Annotated in this window: 12 protein-coding genes and 4 pseudogenes; 5 read left to right on the forward strand and 11 right to left on the reverse strand. The window is 70.9% G+C overall.

Annotated elements, in window-relative coordinates; genetic code table 11:
* The 3 genes and pseudogenes from ACLEQD_RS20355 to ACLEQD_RS20365 form a co-directional block, all read right to left on the reverse strand.
* A pseudogene (locus ACLEQD_RS20355) lies at positions 1-204 on the reverse strand (hypothetical protein); the annotation flags it as partial.
* Between the two features lie 131 nt (positions 205-335).
* Complete coding sequence (locus ACLEQD_RS20360; RefSeq protein WP_410385950.1) at positions 336-1,379, reverse strand: hypothetical protein; 1,044 nt, start codon at positions 1,377-1,379, stop codon at positions 336-338.
* A gap of 48 nt (positions 1,380-1,427) precedes the next feature.
* On the reverse strand, positions 1,428-2,579 hold the full coding sequence (locus ACLEQD_RS20365; RefSeq protein WP_410385951.1) for an AI-2E family transporter: 1,152 nt from the start codon (positions 2,577-2,579) through the stop codon (positions 1,428-1,430).
* Positions 2,580-2,671: 92 nt separating this feature from the next.
* Here ACLEQD_RS20365 and ACLEQD_RS20370 point away from each other — a divergent pair, with 92 nt between their 5' ends.
* Entirely contained in the window at positions 2,672-3,184 is a 513-nt protein-coding gene (locus tag ACLEQD_RS20370) for a hypothetical protein (protein ID WP_410385952.1), read from the forward strand.
* A gap of 35 nt (positions 3,185-3,219) precedes the next feature.
* Here ACLEQD_RS20370 and ACLEQD_RS20375 read toward each other — a convergent pair whose 3' ends face one another.
* The 3 genes from ACLEQD_RS20375 to ACLEQD_RS20385 all read right to left on the reverse strand — a co-directional run bounded on the left by ACLEQD_RS20375 (position 3,220) and on the right by ACLEQD_RS20385 (position 5,511).
* On the reverse strand, positions 3,220-3,342 hold the full coding sequence (locus ACLEQD_RS20375) for a hypothetical protein (protein WP_014396669.1): 123 nt from the start codon (positions 3,340-3,342) through the stop codon (positions 3,220-3,222).
* Positions 3,343-3,397: 55 nt separating this feature from the next.
* Positions 3,398-4,780 (reverse strand): P1 family peptidase, encoded by a 1,383-nt coding sequence (locus ACLEQD_RS20380; RefSeq protein ID WP_410385958.1) that lies wholly within the window; start codon positions 4,778-4,780, stop codon positions 3,398-3,400.
* A gap of 65 nt (positions 4,781-4,845) precedes the next feature.
* Positions 4,846-5,511: a TetR/AcrR family transcriptional regulator gene (locus tag ACLEQD_RS20385; RefSeq protein ID WP_410385953.1), complete on the reverse strand. Its 666-nt coding sequence runs from the start codon at positions 5,509-5,511 to the stop codon at positions 4,846-4,848.
* A gap of 176 nt (positions 5,512-5,687) precedes the next feature.
* Between ACLEQD_RS20385 and ACLEQD_RS20390 the strand changes: the two genes are divergently transcribed.
* Both ACLEQD_RS20390 and ACLEQD_RS20395 read left to right on the forward strand, forming a co-directional pair.
* Entirely contained in the window at positions 5,688-7,118 is a 1,431-nt protein-coding gene (locus ACLEQD_RS20390; RefSeq protein ID WP_410385954.1) for a carotenoid oxygenase family protein, read from the forward strand.
* A 75-nt stretch (positions 7,119-7,193) separates the two neighbouring features.
* Positions 7,194-8,474, forward strand: coding sequence for a phospholipase D-like domain-containing protein (locus ACLEQD_RS20395; protein ID WP_410385955.1), 1,281 nt, complete (start codon positions 7,194-7,196; stop codon positions 8,472-8,474).
* 65 nt (positions 8,475-8,539) lie between these two features.
* On the opposite strand, the gene ACLEQD_RS20400 is transcribed toward ACLEQD_RS20395, so the two are convergent.
* The 5 genes and pseudogenes from ACLEQD_RS20400 to ACLEQD_RS20420 all read right to left on the reverse strand — a co-directional run bounded on the left by ACLEQD_RS20400 (position 8,540) and on the right by ACLEQD_RS20420 (position 13,215).
* Positions 8,540-10,723 carry an ATP-grasp domain-containing protein gene (locus ACLEQD_RS20400; protein ID WP_410385956.1) on the reverse strand — a complete coding sequence of 728 codons (2,184 nt, stop codon included), beginning with the start codon at positions 10,721-10,723 and terminating at the stop codon, positions 8,540-8,542.
* Positions 10,708-11,325: an RDD family protein gene (locus tag ACLEQD_RS20405; RefSeq protein WP_171413954.1), complete on the reverse strand. Its 618-nt coding sequence runs from the start codon at positions 11,323-11,325 to the stop codon at positions 10,708-10,710. The genes ACLEQD_RS20400 and ACLEQD_RS20405 overlap by 16 nt, the downstream gene beginning before the upstream one ends.
* A gap of 23 nt (positions 11,326-11,348) precedes the next feature.
* Positions 11,349-11,726, reverse strand: a complete 378-nt coding sequence (locus ACLEQD_RS20410) for a hypothetical protein (protein WP_410385957.1) — start codon at positions 11,724-11,726, stop codon at positions 11,349-11,351.
* Between the two features lie 247 nt (positions 11,727-11,973).
* Positions 11,974-12,941: pseudogene (hemB, locus tag ACLEQD_RS20415) on the reverse strand (porphobilinogen synthase).
* Positions 12,942-13,005: 64 nt separating this feature from the next.
* Positions 13,006-13,215, reverse strand: a complete 210-nt coding sequence (locus ACLEQD_RS20420; RefSeq protein ID WP_120605575.1) for a hypothetical protein — start codon at positions 13,213-13,215, stop codon at positions 13,006-13,008.
* A gap of 384 nt (positions 13,216-13,599) precedes the next feature.
* Here ACLEQD_RS20420 and ACLEQD_RS20425 point away from each other — a divergent pair.
* Together ACLEQD_RS20425 and ACLEQD_RS20430 are read left to right on the forward strand one after the other, a co-directional pair.
* Positions 13,600-13,971 (forward strand): annotated as a pseudogene (locus ACLEQD_RS20425) (ATP-binding cassette domain-containing protein); the annotation flags it as partial.
* Positions 13,951-15,214: pseudogene (locus ACLEQD_RS20430) on the forward strand (PBS lyase); the annotation flags it as partial. The pseudogenes ACLEQD_RS20425 and ACLEQD_RS20430, both read left to right, overlap by 21 nt.

Consider the following 15,214-nt stretch of genomic DNA (forward strand, 5'->3'; position numbering starts at 1 on the left):
GCCCGTGCCCGCGTCGGAGGACGGCTGCGTGCCCCCATCCACCGTGCCCGCGCCGGACGGCGCCTCCGTGCCCGCGTCGCCGGTGGCCGTGCCGGAAGGCGTGCCGGGCGTGGGCGCCTGGGTGTCCCCCCCGCCGCCGCACGCCGCCAGCGCGACACATGCCAGCCCCGCCAGTCCCCGCCTCCACCCTTGCCGTGCTCGCACCGAGAATCATCCCCCTTGGCCGCGGCCCCCATCAGGCCGTGAGGGCAAGGGGTAGGCATCCCGCCTGGGTCCAGACACCCGCACCTCCGGGCGATGTCGCGCGCCGGACAGGCCCGGTGTCAGGTCCCGCGTCAGTAGGTCGCGATCACGCCGACGTGCAGGCTGGAGTACGTCTCCTCGGTCGCTCCGCCGGCGTCCCAGCCGGTGAGCGTCCCGGCCCCGGAGAAGCGGTCCTTGAAGTGCGCCAGCCGCCAGGCCACGTCGTAGCCGAACGGCCCCCAGATGTCCCCCGTCACGCCCAGCTCCGCGCTCCAACCGAAGCTGGACACGGACGTGCCGAAGTCGCGGACCTCCAGCGCCCGCCGTCCTCCGTCCGCGTCCGGTGAGTGCCCCGGCCTGGGCGACAGCAGGAGTCCGCCCGACGCATCCAGCCGCACCGAGCCGAACAGCGGCACGGACAGATCCAACGCCACGGACGGGAACACGCGGTGCGTGCCGGACAGCGGGTTGTCCGCGGAGGACTCCACGTCGAACGCGCGCGTCTGGATGCCGGCACGCGCGCCCACGTAGCCCTGCTGCGGCCGCGTCGTGCCGAAGCGGAAGTAGAAGCGGTACAGCGCCTGCGCGGTGAAGGCCGTGTCGAGCGCGGACACCTCGCGCACCGGCGTCTGGCCGCCGTCCCCGGTGAGCGTCACGTCGGAGCTGGAGAAGGCCCGCTGCGCCCCCAGCTTGAACCCCAGCCCGCGCAGCACGGACGAGGCGCCGCGCGCCAGGGGCAGCACCTCCGCCTCCAGCGCCAGCCCCAGGTACGGGTGCGACGAGGAGAAGTCGGACGTGTCCCCCAGCTGCTCCTCCTCTGGCAGCCGGTCGTACTCGCCACAGCTGTCCACGCCGGGCCGCGCGCAGTAGCGCCGCCACGTCGCGGTGAGGGACAGGGTGAGCCGCACCCAGGTGGGCGCGCCCACCTCCGGCTCCGCTTTCGACCGCGCCGTCCCGTTGCCCGGGGCCGCGCTGCCCAGCCGCAGCGACAGCCACGCGGGGGACTCCCGGGTGCCGTGGAAGGCCGGCGGCGTCAGGGCGTCAGAGGCCGCCGCGGCCGGAGCCGCCAGGGCTCCAGCGAGGGCCAGGGGCCACAGCAGTCCCGAGGGGACCCTCGGGCTTCGGGTGGTCGTCATGCTCCGGGCAGGTTCACCCAGCGCCGGGGGGAAGTCCAGGCCCCGGGCTCAGGCGTTCATCACGTGACCCACGCTCGCCGCCGAGGGCACTGGCGCGGGCTGCGAGGCGTGCGAAGGCGAGGAATCCTGGGACACCACGGGCGCGGGCGGCGCTTCCTGCGTACGCCCGAGGAAGTCGCGCCGGTAGATGCGCACCATGGCCATGAAGATGGACGCGATGAGCGGCCCCACCAGGAGGCCCATCATCCCGAACACCGCCAGCCCGCCGAACATGGACAGGAAGACGAGCAGCGGGTGCAGCGCCATGCGCGAGCCGCACAGCCGCGGGCGGATGACGTTGTCGATGCTGCCCACCAGGAACGTGCCCCACGCGAGGAGGAAGACGCCCTCGCTCACCCGGTTGGCCGCGATGAGGATGACGCCGATGGGCCCCCACACGAGCGCGGTGCCGCCCACCGGCACCAGCGCCACCAGCACCATGGCCGCGCCCCACACCCCGGCGTGCGGCACGCCCGCGATGAGCAGCCCCACGAAGCCCACCGCGCCCTGCACCAGCGCGGTGACGGTGTTGCCGTAGATGATGGCGTACGCGACGTCCGTGAACTCGTGGGAGAAGGCGTCGAAGTAGCGGCGCTCCAGCGGGAGCAGCCGGGCCACCTCGTTCACCAGCCGACGGCCGTCCAGGAAGAAGTAGTACATGGCGACCGTCATCAGGAACATGTTGACGATGAGCTCCGTGCCGGCGCCGACGACGTCCGCGAGCAGCCCCGCGCCGCCCGACACCGCCGTCATCAGCAGGCGCTCCGTCTCCGAGCTCTCCGGATCGATGTGCACGTAGCGGGCGACGCCCCGGGGCAGGCTGTTGAGGAAGTGGTGACGCAGGTCCACCTGATCCAGCAGCTCCTGCGCCTGGCCCACGAACTGGAGCACCTCGCGGGCCACCATCCAGCCCACCAGCGCCAGCGGCGCCAGGATGAGCAGGAACACCGCGAGGGTGGACAGTCCCGCCGCCAGGGACTTGCGGCCCTGGAGCCGCCGGTCCAAGGAGTCCTGGATGGGCATGAACAGGACGACCAGGAAGGCGCCCAGCAGCACCGGCATCAGGAACGGCAACAAGATGCGCGAGAAGAGAATCAGCGCCAGGGCGAAGAGCCCCGCGAAGATGAAGTTCGACCACCGCTTGGAATCGCCCGCCGTCACCGCCCCACCCCGTCCCCCAGACCCGCTGCACGCAACGTAGGAACGGGAATTCCCACCAGGAAGCCCGTCCCTCCTTCCCCAAGAGGCCACCCATGACTTCTGGACGTTTCGCCCCCGTGGCGGCGGTCGCCACCACCGTCGTGTCCGGCGCCTTGCTGCTGCTCGCGCCGTCCTGCAAGGAGGGGGGAAGCGCGGAGTGCGGCGACGCGTGCGCCCCGGTGGAGGGCACCTATCCGCTGACGTTCCAGGGGGACGCGGGCCTGCCCGCCGAGTGCGTGAACCTGAACGTGCAGGCCCTGGCGGACGGCGAGCCGCTGCTCATCCAGCGCGCCGACGGCGGCATCCTCACGGGGTCGCTGACGAAGGTGGCGCTGACGGGCCAGGTGTATGCGTCAGGCGAGCTGATCCTGACCGGAACGCCGCTGCCCAGCAGCGACGGGGGGGTGAGCACCTTCCTCAGCCTCACCGCGGCCTTCACCGGGGGCCCCGAGGACGGCGGCGGTGGCAGCCTGTCCGGGACCTTCACCGGCCAATACTCGCGCATCCAGGGGACCAGCGCCCTGAGATGCACCGTGGCGCGCCCCTTCACGGCGACCCGGCAGTAACGCCAGGGCCGCCGGGAGCGGCGCCAGGGCGAGAACTACTTCTTCTTGCCTTCGGCGGCGGCGGCCTTGGCGGCTTCCTTCTGCTTCTTGATCCGCTTCTTCCAGTGCTGACGGATCTTCATCTGCACGCGGCGGTGCTTGCTCTTGCTGTTGGCCATGTGGGTGGCTCCTGGTCTCCGGAATGGAGCAAAGGGGAGCTTACCTATCAGAAGCCTACGGGCTCCCGGAAGAGGAACCCTCGGGGTCCCCTGGGGTGGGGGCGGCGCCCGGCTCCGGCGCGGGCCTGGGCGCCCCGTCCGTGGGGGGCTCGTTGGGGGCCGGCCGGGTCGGGAAGGGAATGCCCTCCGCGCCGCGCACCTGGGTGGGCAGGGCGCTGCCCAGCCGCACCTCCCCCTCCCGGTCCTCGTCGCTGGGGCGCTCCTTGGAGGCCGGCACGCTCGTCTGGTGGGGGCGCTTCTTCACCGAGGCGAAGATGGGGCGGCAGGCGTCCACGAAGCGGCGGACCTCGTCCAGGGGCAGCGCGGGCGAGTAGTTGTCGTTCACCCCCGTCATGGGCTCCGCCATGCACATGGCGTTGAGGATGGCCTCCTCCGTGGCCTCCATCACGGCCTCGTAGAGGGGGTCCAGGCGCTGATCCAGGAGGATCTTCATCTTGTAGACCATCTTCTGGGTGCGCCTGGGGATGATGTTCGCGGTGGAGAAGCCCACCACGATTTCACCGGAGCCGTGCGCCGCGTAGCTGCCCACCCGCCCGATGCCCAGGCCCACGCGCTTGCAGAGGCGGTTGATCTGATGGCTCAGGAGCGGCGCGTCCGTGGCGACCACGGCGATGATGGAGCCGTAGGACTTGCCGCGGTGGGGGGTGTTCTTGAACTTCTCCACCAGCACCTCGCCCACCGGCAGGCCGCCCACGCGCAGGTTGTGCATCTTCCCGAAGTTGGACATGACGAGCACGCCCAGCGTGTAGCCGCCCAGCACCTCCGGCAGCTTGCGCGACGACGTGCCGATGCCGGCCTTGAAGTCGCACGTCACCATGCCGGTGCCGCCGCCGACGTTGCCCTCCTGCACCGGGCCGGACTTCGCGTTGTTGATGGCGGCGACGACGTGCTCCTGGCGCACGTGGCGCCCGGAGATGTCGTTGAGCCACGAGTCGTCGCACTCGCCCACCACGGGGATGATGACGTCGTGCTCGTCGCCGATGCCCGGGTAGCGCTGCACGAGGTAGTTGGCCACGCCGTCGGACACGGCGCCCACGGCCATGGTGTTGGTGAGGAGGATGGGCGTTTCGATGAGGCCCCACTCCATGAGCTGCGTCATGCCGGAGACCTCGCCCGCGCCGTTGAGCACGAAGCCGCCCCCGTTCATGCGCTCCATGAAGATGTTGCCCAGGTTGGGCAGGATGGCCGTGACGCCCGTGCGCACCGGACCGAAGCCGGGCCGCAGCGGGCCCGAGCCTTCGATGATCGTGGTGTGGCCCACCAGCACGCCTTCCACGTCGGTGATGGCGTTGTACTTCCCCGGCTTGAAGCGCCCCAGGGGCACCCCCAGCTCCCGCGCCCTGACCCTCGGCCCCGTCTCTTCCGGTATCCGCACCATGGCGCCGACCGTACCCGACAATCCCTGACGGTCAACCCTGCTTCACCGCGGACTGTCGCGCATCTTCAGCCGCGCGCGGGCGGCCTGAGCCCCTCGACGAGCAGCCGCGTCTGCACGCGGGCGAGCGCCTCCGCGCCCTCCACGCCCTGCGGGGATTCGCCCAGCTGCCGGTCCACGAACAGCGAGGCGAGCCCGTGCACGAGCGACCACGCCGTGAGCGTGAGGGGCCGCGACTCCCCCGCGCGCAGCAGGCCCGCCGCCTGTCCGGCCTCGATGGTGCTCACCAGCAGCGAGAAGGCCCCCTGCTCTCCCTCCGGCTCCGGAGGCGACGACATGGGCCGGGTGAAGTGCGGGCCGAACATCACCCGGAAGTGCGGCGGGTGGCGCACGGCGAACAGCACATAGGCCTCGCCCGCCGCGTACAGCCGCTCCAGGGGCCCCGTCATCGGGGCCATGCGCTCGCGCATCTCGCGCGCCATGGCGCGGAAGCCCTCGTGCGCCACCGCCTCCAGCAGCGCCTCCTTGTCCGCGAAGTGCCGGTAGGGCGCCGCGTGCGTGACGCCCGCCCGCCGGGCCACCTCCCGCAGCGTCAGCGCGCCGAAGCCCTCCTCGGCGATGAGCGCCACCGCCGCGTCCACCAGCGCCTGGCGCAGGTCCCCGTGGTGATAGCGGCCCCTGTCCTTCTCCGCGGGGGCCGCCCCCGCCTGCTTCCGCCTGCCCTTCGTCGCCACCGTCCGTGCCTCCTCATGCCCCGACCGTCGCTCGCGCGACTTGACCATCCACGGGCCCAAGTCGCCAGCGTCAACATCCATGTTGACGGCGACAACATGCGATGTTTACAGTGTCTACAAGATGGGCGGTGCGAGGTCCTCTCGCGCCCGGACGTTGCATTGGAAAGGGAGCCGTCATGACGACCGCGACGAAGCAGACGATGTCCTCCTCCGCGCCGGGCTGGCTGCGGGCGTTCCGCACGCTGCCCCGCCAGCACGGCTTCGAGCCGCTGCGGGTGGAGGGCCAGGTGCCCGAAGGGCTGCGGGGGGCGCTGTACCGGGTGGGGCCGTGGACGTTCGACGTGCACGGTCGGCCGTACCAGCACTGGTTCGACGGGGACGGGGGGATGCTGGGCGTGCGCTTCGGCGCGGACGGGGTGAAGGGCGCGTCGCGGCTCTTGGACTCGCCCACCATGGTGGCGGAGCGCGAGGCGTCCTCGCAGCGCTACGGCGGCTACGGCACGCCCACGCCGCTGCTGCACAAGCTGCGCAACGTGCGCAAGAACTCCGCGAACACGTCCGTGATGGCGTGGAACGGCAAGCTGTACGCGCTCTTCGAGGGCAGCGTGCCGGTGGAGGTGTCCCCGGAGGACCTGTCCACGCTGGGCGAGACGGACTTCGACGGCACGGTGGTGGAGACGTTCTCCGCGCACCCGCACCGCGTGCCGTCGCGCAAGGCGTCCTACAACTTCGGCATCCGCTACGGCCGGGACACGCTGGCGGACCTCTACGCGCTGCCGGACGGCGGCAAGGCCCGGCGGCTGGGCACGGTGAAGCTGCCCGGCGCGACGATGGTGCACGACTTCATCGCCACGGACCGCTACCTCGTCTTCTTCCTGTCACCGCTGCGCCTGAACCTCTTCCGCGCGCTGCTGCGGGTGGGCTCGTACTCGGAGAACCTGCGCTGGCGGCCGGAGGCGGGCACGGACGTGCTGGTGGTGCCCATCGACGACGTGGCGCACCCGGTGCGCGTCCCCACGGACGCGTTCTACCTGTGGCACTTCGGCAACGCGTACGAGGAGGGCGACACGGTGGTGGTGGACTACGTGCGCTACCCCGACTTCACGACGAACCAGTGGCTGGGTGAGGTGGTGCACGGCACGACGTCCAGCGACGCGCAGGGCATGCTGCACCGGGCGGTGGTGGACGTGAAGGCGGGCACCTTCCGCACCGAGCAGCGGCTGGACGTGAGCTGCGAGTTCCCCCGCGTGGCCCCCGGCGTCGTGGGCCGCGCGCACCAGACGCTCTACCTGGGCGTGCACCGGAGCGACGAGGCCCGGCGCGGCCTGTTCGACGGCGTGGTGCGCGTGGACCTGGACACAGGCCGGATGACGACGGCGGACCTGGGCGAGGGCACCTACCCCTCCGAGCCCATCTTCGTCCCCCGCCCCGGCGCCACCGCCGAGGACGACGGCTGGGTGCTCACCCAGGTCTACGACGTGAAGGCGGACGCGTCCCACGTCGCCGTGCTGGACGCGCGCCGGCTGGAGGACGGCCCCGTGGCGCGCTGCCACTTCGACCACGCCCTGCCCCCCACCTTCCACGGCGGCTTCGCGCCCGCGAAGTGACACCGACTCACGCTTTCTCCGCTTTCCAGACCATTTCGGCTTAAATGGTTGGAAACGGAGAAGCGGAGGCAGGTCATGAAGCGGTTGCTGGCGGTGGCAGGACTGGTGGCGGCGCTCGCAGGGTGTCAGCCGGAGGCGCAGGCGGATCCGAACCTGGCGGCGCAGGCCCAGGGCGCGACGAACGTGCCGGGGATCTACGTGGTCTTCAACCAGCCGAACAACACGGGCACGCGCGACTACCGCATCAAGGACGAGCTTGTCCGGCTCATCGAGCACAGCCCCAAGGGTTCGTACATCCGCATCGCGATGTTCCTGTGGACGACGGACCACCTGAACGCGGCCCTCAAGGCGGCGCTGTGCCGGGGCGTCGTCGTGCGGCTGGTGGTGGACGAGCAGAACGGCGGCGCCGCGTCGGAGTTCGCCTCCGGCGGCGTCATCCACGACTTGAGCAGCTACGTGCCCCCGGCGGCGACGTGCCCGGACGGCTTGAGGCTGGAGCTCACGCGGTGCAACGGCACGGGCGCGGGCAGCGCGTGCATCGCGGGCTTCGACCGCGAGGGCACCATCATGCACGACAAGATCTTCACCTTCTCCACCACCACGGATCCGCAGGGCAACCGCATCCAGCGCGTGGTGGTGCAGGGCTCCTGGAACAACACCTACTCCCAGAACAACTACTGGAACGACATGGTCGTCAGCTACGAGGACTGGGACTGGTACGACTACTGGGTCGGCTACCACAACGACCTGCGCGGCGGCACGAAGACGACGGACTACTACAACCCCACCACGGGCCAGGGGTACTTCAACTCCCCCAACGCGCCGTGGACCGCGTACTTCTTCCCGCGCGAGGGCAACGACAACGAGCTGTCCAGCGACACCGTGACGAACAACTTCACGGACTACATCAAGACGTACGTGTCGGGCTGCACGCTGGACGTGAACCAGAACCACTTCAACGACAGCCGCGTCATCGTCGCCACGGAGCTGGTGCGCATTGGCAAGCTGGGCTGCCGGGTGCGCGTGCTCTACACGGACATGGACGCGGGCATCAAAACGAAGCTCACCGGCGCGACGAACATCACCCTCCGCCAGCTCTACGACGCCTCCGCCAACAACGTGAAGCAGGGCGACGGCACGCCGCGCGAGGTCCTCACGCACAGCAAGCACTTCGTCTACTCCGGCAACTTCAACGGGACGGTGCGCAAGATGGTGCTGACGGGCTCGCACAACCTGTCCAAGAACTCGCTGCGCTACAACGACGAGAACCTGGTGAAGTACTACTCGGACACGCTGTGGCAGGCGTACCACGACAACTTCGAGAAGGGCTGGGCGCAGGCGCTCAGCGACGGCTGAGATGAAACGGGGACGGCGCCTCTTCCGGGCACCGTCCCCTTCCCTGCCCGCGCTTCAGCGGACGCTCAGGACTTGAGCTCCGGACGCGGCACGAGCGTGTTCTCCGCGGGGGTGGAGGCGTTGGCCTGCGCGGTCTGCTCTTCAATCCGCTGCACGACTTTATTGAGCGGCGGCGTGGCGGTGCCGGACGGGTGCTCCGTCTGGGCCCGGCGCGCCTCGCGCTCCTTGTAGCGGCGGATCGCGGGGGCCATGATCTCCCCAATCAGCGTCCGGTAGTCCATGCCGGCGCCCTGGGCAATCAGCACCAGGTCGCTCCAGCCGGGCGTGAGGCCGGGCAGCGGGTTGCACTCGATGAAGTAGATGCGCCCCTTGTCGTCCATGCGGAAGTCGATGCGCGCCACGTCGCGGCACCCCAGCGCCATGAACGAGTTGCGCGCCGCCGTGCGCAGCTTCTCCAGCAGCGCCGGTTCAATCTTCGCGGGCGCGTCGTAGCGGATGCGGTCCGTCCAATCCAGCTTGTGCTGGAAGCTGTAGACCGGGTTCTTCTCCGCCTTGTCCAGGAAGACGATCTCCATGGGCGGCAGCACGCGCGGGCGCCGCTCGCCCAGGAGGCCCACCGTGAACTCACGGCCGCCGATGTACTCCTCAATCAGCGCGGGCTGCTGGTACTTGCCGGCGATCTCCTTCACCACGTCGCGCAGCTCGGCTTCCGAGTAGCAGACGCTCTTGGTGACGACGCCCTTGGAGCTGCCCTCCGCCACCGGCTTCACGATGAGCGGGAAGGTGGTGAACTCCTTGTTGAGGCGCTCCTTGCCCGTGACCATCAGCTGGAAGTTGGGCGTGAGGATGCCCGCCTGGCGGACGATCTTCTTCGCCAGCGCCTTGTCCAGCGCGAGCGACAGCGTGGCCGGGTCGCTGCCCGTGTACGGGATGTCCAGGAGCTCCAGCATCGCGGGCACCTGGCTCTCGCGGTTGCGGCCCTTGAACCCCTCCGCGATGTTGAAGACGACGTCCAGCGGCGTGCTGGAGAGCACCGTGGGCAGCTCCGCCGTGGCCTCCAGGTCGATGACCTCGTGGCCCCACGAAGCAATGGCCTCGCGGATGGCCTGGAGGGTGTTGGGCGAGTCGTACTCCGCCTCGCTGTCCTCCTGCACCGTCTCCGCCGTGGCGCTGGGCTTCACGCGCTTCACGTTGAAGCTGAAGCCCACGCGCAGCGGGCCTGACTTGCGCGCGGGCCTGCCCTGGCGGCTCTTGTTGTCGCGGATCTTGTGGCGCTTGCCGGCGCTCTGGATGATGGAGTTGATGACCCCGTCCAGGTGCAGCCCCTCCAGCTCCGCCGCGGCGTAGATGCCCGCGCCCGGCTCCAGGCTGGGCAGCGCGTTGATCTCCAGGAAGTACGGCACGCCCGCGTCGGACACGCGGAAGTCCAGCCGGCCCAGGTCGCGGCAGTCCAGCACCTGCAAAATCTTCTGCGCCATCTTGCGGACGTCCTCGGACATCTTCGCCGGGATGTTCGCGGGGGCGCGCACGGACACGGACTTCTCCCGGCGCGTCTTCAGCTCGTAGTCGTAGATGGCGTACTTGCGGCCCTGGGACGCCTCCGGGTCGATGACGTACTCCACCGGCGCGAGCACGCCGTCGAAGTCGTTGTCCACCGCGGCCAGGAACGGCACCGTGAGGTCGCGCCCGCTGATGTACTCCTCCACCAGCACGCCCGCCGGGTACTTCTCCAGCGCCTTCGCCACCTTCTCACGCACCTGCTCCAGCGTCTCCGCGACGGAGTCCTGGGTGATGCCCTTGGAGGAGCCCTCGAAGTTGGGCTTCACGATGACGGGGAAGCGCAGGTTCTCCGGCTGCAGCTCGCTCAGCTTCTCCACGTACTGCCAGCCTGGCGTGCGGATGCCGTGCTTGGAGACGATGAGCTTGGTCAGCTGCTTGTCCAGCGTGAGCGCCAGCGCGTACGCGTCCGAGCCCGTGTACGCGAAGCCCAGCTCGTCGAAGAGCGCCGGGTAGAACGCCTCGCGGAAGCGGCCGCGGCGGCCCTCCGCCGTGTTGAAGATGAGGTCCGGGCTGTAGGCCTCCAGGCGGGCGACGGTGCGCGACGCGGGGCCGCTCACCTCGAAGCGCTCCAGGCGGTGGCCCAGCCGCTCGATGGCTCCCGCCAGCGTGTTCACCGTCTCCTGCGTGTCGAACTCCGCCTCTTCTTCCGAGTCCGAAAGCCGCAGGTTGTAGGTCAGCGCGATGCGCATGGCTTACCCCGTCTCCCTTTCCTGAATGCCTTGCCGCGGCGCACCTTCGCCGCGGACATCAACCGTCCGGGAGCGCGCGTGGCGCCCACCGGCGTGCGTGCTGCAACCGTCGCGCCCGCGACAACCTTCCCGTCCACCACCTGCGTCTGCGCCCAGGTGTCCCCCAGCCGCAGGCCCAGCGGATCGCTCAGGACGCGCCAGGCCTCCACGCCCCCAATCACCACGAAGCCCGCCAGGGCGGCCACCACGCCCTGCGGCGCGGGCATCATCCCCAGCAGCACCACCAGCGCGAGCGGCGCGTTGCGCAGCGTGCTGTCGCGGTGCCGCGCGGCCGAGCGCGTGGGCAGGTGCATCACCTTCACGCCGAAGATGCGCTTGCCCACGCTCTGTCCCTGGAGCATCCCGTCCGCGAGCAAGAGGAACAGCAGCGCCACCACCGCGCCCGCCGCGCCGCACACCACGTACAGGCCCCAGGCCACCGCGCAGTCCACCACGCGCGCGCCCAGCCGCAGCAGCAGCGACGCCTTCGGGTAGGGAGAATCCGGCTCCGCGTCCTCCTGCACCAGCCGCAGCACGCGGGGAGCGCCGCGCTCCGTCGCCATCAGGCTGCGTTCGGGGGCGGCGCTCACTCCTCGGGCTCCAGCGTGAGGCCCTCTTCGGTGGGCTCCGGCTCGTCCAGCCCGGCCAGCTTCGCCAGCCGCTCGTGCGCGGACAGCGGGTGGGCGAAGGGCACCACCGTCTGCGCGTGCTCGCCGGCGTGCTCCGCCGCGAGCCGGGCCGTGGGGCTGCCGCCTTCCGACATGCGCAACAGCTTCTGCCGGGCGTCGTCCTCGTCGTGCCGCGCGGCCTCGCCTTCGCGGGTGAAGAAGACGAAGGCCATGGCCGGGCGCTTGGAGGACTCGCGCATCGCGAACTGCACGCCGTCCAGGTTCCAGCCCTTGGCCGTCCACTCGTTCAGCGTGCGCTCCAGCGCGCCCTCGTCCACCGTGGACAGCTCAACCACTTTGTACTGCAACGGTCCGGGCTCGCGGAGGACCGGAGCGCGGCCCTTCCCGGGGCGCTGGACCTGGCCCTTGCGGGTCGTCCGAGCCTTGTGAGCCTGGGGCCGCGAGGCGCCACGTCGTGGCGGAGGCTTCTCGGTTCTGCGTCCGGGCCGCTTCTTCTGGGTGGGCATCGTGGTGGGGACCATTTGGGCGCAAGCGGCGGACGCGATCAAGCCTTCCGCCGCGAGCAGGCGCCCGGGGTGTCGCCTAGAGGAGCCTGGCCGCTTCCAGGGCGTGGTAGGTGATGATCAGGTCGGCCCCGGCCCGCTTGATGGAGGTGAGGACCTCCATCATCACGCGCTCGGAGTCCACCCAGCCGTTCTGCCCGGCGCCTTGAGCATCGCGTACTCGCCGGAGACGTTGTACGCGGCCAGCGGCAGGTCGAAGTTCTCGCGCAGCGCGCGGATGACGTCCAGGTACGACAGCGCCGGCTTCACCATGATGAAGTCCGCGCCCTCGTCCACGTCCAGCGCCGTCTCGCGGATGGCCTCGCGCACGTTGCCGGGGTCCATCTGGTAGCCGCGGCGGTCGCCGAACTGCGGCGTGCTCTGCGCGGCCTCCCGGAACGGACCGTAGAAGCCGGAGGCGTACTTCGCCGAGTACGCCATGATGGGCGTGTCCTGGTGCTTCACCTCGTCCAGCGCCTTGCGGATGGCGCCGATGCGGCCGTCCATCATGTCCGACGGCGCGATGATGTCCGCGCCCGCCTGCGCGCACGTCACGGCCATCTGGGCCAAGAGGGGCAGCGTGGCGTCGTTGGCCACGTGGTCGCCGTCCAGCACGCCGCAGTGGCCGTGGTCGGTGTACTCGCACAGGCACACGTCCGCGATGACCTGGAGGTCCGGCTCCGCCGCCTTGATCTCCCGGATGGCGCGCTGGACGATGCCGTCCGTCGCGTACGCCTGGGTGCCGCGCGCGTCCTTGTGGTCCGGGATGCCGAAGAGGATGACGGAGGGCACGCCCAGCGACTTCGCGTGCTTCGCCTCCTTCACCGCGTGCTCCAACGAGAGGTTGAAGATGCCCGGCATGGAGGAGATGGGCCGGCGCACGTCCCGGCCTTCCACGACGAACAGCGGGTAGATGAAGTCCGTGGGCGAGAGGCGCGTCTCTCTCACCATGTCACGGAGGGCCGCGGAGCGGCGCAGCCTGCGGGGACGGTGGACGGGGTGGGCCATGGGTCGCCGGTATAAACCGCCCGGCCCCGCGCTTCACCCCTTCCTGTGTCTCCAAACCGCCTGCTCAGCCGGCGACGGGGCGCCAGGTCACCTGATGGCGGCGCGAGTCGCGAGCCATGCGGTCGGCCCGCCGCCCGGCGAGGTCCGCCTCGTACAGCGCCCGCGCGTAGCGCACGCGCGCCGCCTCGGTCCCGGTGTCCAGCTCCCGCTCGGCGGCCTCCAGCTCACGGCGCGCGTCCTGAAGCTGCTGCTCGGTCCCGTTTGCCCACGTCATGCCCATGTCTCCTGTGTGGTGTGGCCGCGGGGGGTGGCTTCCAGGTCCCGCGGGTCGCTCCATACGCATTGCAGGGCCTGGACCAGGGGCACCGTTGGAACCCCCAGGAGTGCAACGCCATGGAATGACGGGGTGTCGCGTCGCGCCACGCGCGCCGCGGGTGCGCAAGGCTTTTCCCAGCGGCGCGAACAGGGGAACGCATTGGGAAGCCCGCATGCAGGGCCGCCCGTCCCTCCCCGGAGGGCAGGCGGGTGCAATCATCGCCCCGCCGGGTCGTCTACAGTCACGACCGTGACGACCCCACCTCCCGCCCTCGAAGTGCAGGGCCTGCGAAAAACGTATCGCCGAGCGTTCGGACGCGGCGGCCATGAGGCCCTCAAGGGCATGGACCTCCACGTCCCGGCGGGCAGCGCGTTCGGGCTGATTGGCCCCAACGGCGCGGGCAAGACGACCTTCATCAAGAGCGTGCTCGGCATCGTGCGGCCCAGCGCGGGCACGGTGCGCGTGCTGGGCGGATCCCCGGAGGATCCGGCCATCCGCGCGCGCATCGGCTATCTGCCGGAGCGGCTGCACCTGCCCGGCACGTGGAAGTCGCCCGCGTTCCTGGCCACCGTGGCCCGGCTCAAGGGGCTGAAGGTCGACGCGGGCGCGCACGCGAGGCTGCTGGAGCGCGTGGGGCTTTCGGACGCGGTGGACCGGCGCATCGGCGGGTACTCCAAGGGCATGCGGCAGCGGCTGGGGCTGGCGGCGGCGCTGTCCGCGGGGCAGCGCATGCCGGCGCTGGCGCTGTACCTGTTCGCGGACTGCTTCAGCACGTTCGTGTCGTTCCGCTTCTGGGGCCGCATGGCGTCCGAGTTCGACGCGCGCGAGGCGCGCCGGGCGTTCACGGTGCTCAACGGCTTTGGCATGGGCGGCGGCATCGCGGGCGGCCTGCTGGTGCAGGCGCTGGCGGTGCGGCTGGGCACGCCCGTGGTGGTGGTGAGCGGCGCGGTGAGCCTGCTGGCCGCGGGTGCCATCTTCCACCACCTGCACAAGGCGGAGCCGGCGCAGCCCTCGCGCCCGCGCTCGTTGCAGGCGTGGTTCCCGGCGTGGAGCTACCTGGGGGAGAGCCCGTACGCGCAGGTGCTGGCGGCGCTGGGCATCGCGTTCGCGGTGCTGTCGTCCTTCGTGGACTACCTCTTCCGCCTGCGCGTGGAGGGCACCCTCAGCGAGGACGGGCTGGCGGCGCTGTTCGGCTCCCTGCAGCTGTGGATTGGCCTGTTCTGCGTGGCCTTCCAGCTGCTCGTGGCGGAGCGGCTGCTCAAGCGCATGGGCCTGCTCATGTACCTGGCGCTGGTGCCGCTGGTGCTCGCGCCGCTGGCGGGCGCCACGCTGGCCACCGGGCAGCTGTGGCCGGTGCACCTGCTGCGGCTGGTGGAGACGGCGGTGAGCTACTCCATCCTGCCGGTGGGCATCCAGCTGCTCTACGCGGCGGTGCCGGACGAGCAGCGCGAGGGCCTGCGGAGCGCGGTGGACGGCCTGCTGCGCAAGGGCGGCGTGGTGCTGGCGGGCGTGCTGCTCATCGGCGCGGGCCGGGGCGCCAACGGCATCACCATGGCGGTGGCGGTGGTGGGGCTGTGCGCCGCGCTGGGCCTGCTGCTCGTGCGCCTCAAGCCCGCGTACCTCACCGCGCTGGGCGAGCAGGTGGGGGCCCACGAAGAGGAGGAGGTCGAGCTGGGCGGCGAGGCGCAGAAGCTGCTGGTGGATGCGCTGGGCGCGCCCACGCCGGAGCGCGTGCTGCGCGCGGTGGACATGCTGGAGCAGGCGGAGGCCGCGCCCCTCCGGCAGCACCTGGCCGCGCTCCTGAGCCATCCCCACGAGCGCGTGCAGGAGCGCGGCGTGACGCTGGCCCTGTCCATGGAGGCGCGGGAGCTGGCGCCCATGCTGGAGCGGCTGGTGGAGGACGGCCCGCGGCGCCCCGCGAGCCAGGCCGTGGTGGGCCCTGGCGCGGCTGTCCCCG

The sequence above is a fragment of the Corallococcus sp. 4LFB genome (genome assembly GCF_046520365.1).
Lineage (GTDB): Bacteria > Myxococcota > Myxococcia > Myxococcales > Myxococcaceae > Corallococcus > Corallococcus caeni.

What these genes read in the sequence shown, in the direction of transcription:
- ACLEQD_RS20390 (WP_410385954.1), top strand. Translation starts at nt 5,688, where the DNA reads ATGACGACCGCGACGAAGCAGACGATGTCCTCCTCCGCGCCGGGCTGG.
- ACLEQD_RS20370 (WP_410385952.1), top strand. Translation starts at nt 2,672, where the DNA reads ATGACTTCTGGACGTTTCGCCCCCGTGGCGGCGGTCGCCACCACCGTC.
- ACLEQD_RS20380 (WP_410385958.1), bottom strand. Translation starts at nt 4,780, where the DNA reads ATGGTGCGGATACCGGAAGAGACGGGGCCGAGGGTCAGGGCGCGGGAG.
- ACLEQD_RS20360 (WP_410385950.1), bottom strand. Translation starts at nt 1,379, where the DNA reads ATGACGACCACCCGAAGCCCGAGGGTCCCCTCGGGACTGCTGTGGCCC.
- ACLEQD_RS20400 (WP_410385956.1), bottom strand. Translation starts at nt 10,723, where the DNA reads ATGCGCATCGCGCTGACCTACAACCTGCGGCTTTCGGACTCGGAAGAA.
- ACLEQD_RS20395 (WP_410385955.1), top strand. Translation starts at nt 7,194, where the DNA reads ATGAAGCGGTTGCTGGCGGTGGCAGGACTGGTGGCGGCGCTCGCAGGG.
- ACLEQD_RS20420 (WP_120605575.1), bottom strand. Translation starts at nt 13,215, where the DNA reads ATGACGTGGGCAAACGGGACCGAGCAGCAGCTTCAGGACGCGCGCCGT.
- ACLEQD_RS20405 (WP_171413954.1), bottom strand. Translation starts at nt 11,325, where the DNA reads ATGGCGACGGAGCGCGGCGCTCCCCGCGTGCTGCGGCTGGTGCAGGAG.
- ACLEQD_RS20375 (WP_014396669.1), bottom strand. Translation starts at nt 3,342, where the DNA reads ATGGCCAACAGCAAGAGCAAGCACCGCCGCGTGCAGATGAAGATCCGT.